The sequence below is a fragment of the Shewanella sp. genome, assembly GCF_051658185.1.
Classification (GTDB): Bacteria; Pseudomonadota; Gammaproteobacteria; order Enterobacterales; family Shewanellaceae; genus Shewanella.
In genome coordinates, this window is sequence record NZ_JBOFMC010000166.1 from 1 (window position 1) to 2106 (window position 2106).

Consider the following 2106-nt stretch of genomic DNA (forward strand, 5'->3'; position numbering starts at 1 on the left):
CTATATTGCCGCCCCCGCCGCCATTCGCGCCGCGATCCCACAGGCCAACATTGGCCTTGCCATGCTCGCATCATTGGGGATCACCTTCCCCATAAACGTACTCATTGGCCTCCCCCTGTATCAACATTGGGTGATGCTGATGACCGCTTAGCTCTGGAGATAGGTGTGGGAGTGGGTGTTGCTGTTGATATTGGTGTTAGTGCTGATATTGAGCCAGATGTTGAGCCAGCGGTTACTGCTGGCCCACAGGTAAGGCCGATAACAGGTTAGCGCCTTCATTGGCGCGCACCATCGGCCATTTACCAAGGCTAGCATGTGCTGTTGGCCAAATAGCGCCAATGCTCTAATGCTCTAATGCTCTAATGCTCTAATGCTCTAATGCTCTAATGCTCTAATGTACCGCTCCAATATACCAATGCGCCCATTCAAGTCGGGCGTTTTTAAGCTCAGCAGCGTGTTAGCGATAAAGCGCTGTTTAGGGTTATCAGCAGCTAAAGACTCAACACGCGGATAGCACTTCGCAAGATTATTGCTCAAGCAATTCTTTGAATTTAGATTTATCCTCCATGTGCTCAGCCAGTAAACGGTAGGCAATGTAGTATTTATAGATATTACTGACGTAAGTTACCGTTTCTGCACCAATTTTTTCAGCGGCAAGGTATTCTACGTTAGCAAACCACACGTTCGGCTTATAACCGCGTTGCTCGGCTAACTGGCGCAAGCGCGTGATACGGGCGGGCCCTGCGTTATAGGAGGCAAAGGCAAATAATGCCTTATCGAGGGGCGTCATTTGTTCATCTTGATAAAAATTGTCGATCATCCAACGCACATATTTCACCCCGGCATGAATGTTAGGCTCAACTTTACGAATATCCCCCACATTCATCTGTTTGCCGGTTGCGGGCATCACCTGCATGACCCCAATCGCCCCCACTTTACTGCGGGCCGCCTGATTGAGTTTGGATTCTTGATAGCCTTGGGCTGTCATTAACAGCCAATCAATATCGTACTTAGCCCCATATTTACGAAAATGATCGGAGATCTTGACGAATTTAGCGCGCTCTTTTTCGCTAATCGCATCGGTGACATATTTGGTATTCACTAAGTAGTTTTGCAAAATGACATTGGCAACCTTGCTGCCTTGGGCATTATTTTCAGTATATTGATTGAGCCGCGCCAATAACTGCGGGCTGTCCTTACGCAATGCCCAGGCAATCTCGCCTTGTTCGCGCAGGTTCACTTGCTCATTGATATTGATTTTAGGAAAGATCTTTTGCCAAAAACTCGCCTTGTGGTTATCCACGACAATATATGAGACTAAATTGGCATTAAGCATTTCAATCAGATCTTCATCTTCAAGCACTTCAGGTGCATAACTGAGGTTTACGGGCGCAAGCTGCTTACTGGCAAGTTGCTGATTTAACGCGACAAGGCTTTCATAGTAACTGGATGAACGGCGCACAAAAACCGCTTTACCGCTGAGCTCCTCAATGTGCGTTAACACCGGCAGCCCGGGGGCCGATAACAGCACCTCTTTGACATCCTTCGAAAGCGGTTTGGTAAACTCCACCTGACTGAGTCTATCGGGAGTAATCGTTAAATTGGCTGCGGCAATATCCCCTCGCCCCGCAACCAACGCCGAAATAAGCTCATTACGGGCAACCGGAATAAAGACAACACGGACTTTGAGATGCCGATGGGATAACTTTTTTTGCTTGAGCAATTGTGCATTTAACTGCCGCTCAAACTCCATAAACGTATCGTAGGTGATCCCCCGTTGGTTGCCGCGATTATCAATAAAATAATAGGATTTATTGTAGGTCGTCAGGACGCGAATAAAGCCACGCTCGATCATCTCATCAAAATCCCCGCGCCAAGGTTTGAGCCAATCTAGCGGGATAGAAAACACCTCTTCACTCAGGGGCGGCATAGGGGTAATAATATCAACGTCTTTTGCAGAAGCGAACAAGGATGATGCCCACAACACCAAGCAACACGCAGTGCCTTGGATAAAGTTCAAACGCAACATGATTTCGACCTACCTAGGAACTCGACTGACTTCATTTTAGATACGAATCGGGTTGGCTGCGCTAAATTCGCCGGCTT

Annotated in this window: 3 protein-coding genes; 1 reads left to right on the forward strand and 2 read right to left on the reverse strand. The window is 47.7% G+C overall.

Going from position 1 to position 2106, the window contains the following annotated elements:
* A partial coding sequence (locus ACRCZA_RS06880; protein WP_438673717.1) for a sodium-dependent bicarbonate transport family permease occupies nucleotides 1–151 on the forward strand: 151 nt, incomplete at its 5' end.
* On the opposite strand, the gene ACRCZA_RS06885 is transcribed toward ACRCZA_RS06880, so the two are convergent.
* On the reverse strand, nucleotides 148–279 hold the full coding sequence (locus ACRCZA_RS06885) for a hypothetical protein (protein ID WP_438673715.1): 132 nt from the start codon (nucleotides 277–279) through the stop codon (nucleotides 148–150). The two genes, ACRCZA_RS06880 and ACRCZA_RS06885, sit on opposite strands and share 4 nt — an antisense overlap.
* Nucleotides 280–526: 247 nt before the next feature.
* Nucleotides 527–2029, reverse strand: coding sequence for a transglycosylase SLT domain-containing protein (locus ACRCZA_RS06890; RefSeq protein ID WP_438673716.1), 1503 nt, complete (start codon nucleotides 2027–2029; stop codon nucleotides 527–529).
* Nucleotides 2030–2106: the final 77 nt, after the last annotated feature.

Excerpts from the sequence above, each read along its gene's own strand:
- ACRCZA_RS06885 (WP_438673715.1), bottom strand. The coding sequence starts at position 279 with ATGAAGGCGCTAACCTGTTATCGGCCTTACCTGTGGGCCAGCAGTAAC.
- ACRCZA_RS06890 (WP_438673716.1), bottom strand. The coding sequence starts at position 2,029 with ATGTTGCGTTTGAACTTTATCCAAGGCACTGCGTGTTGCTTGGTGTTG.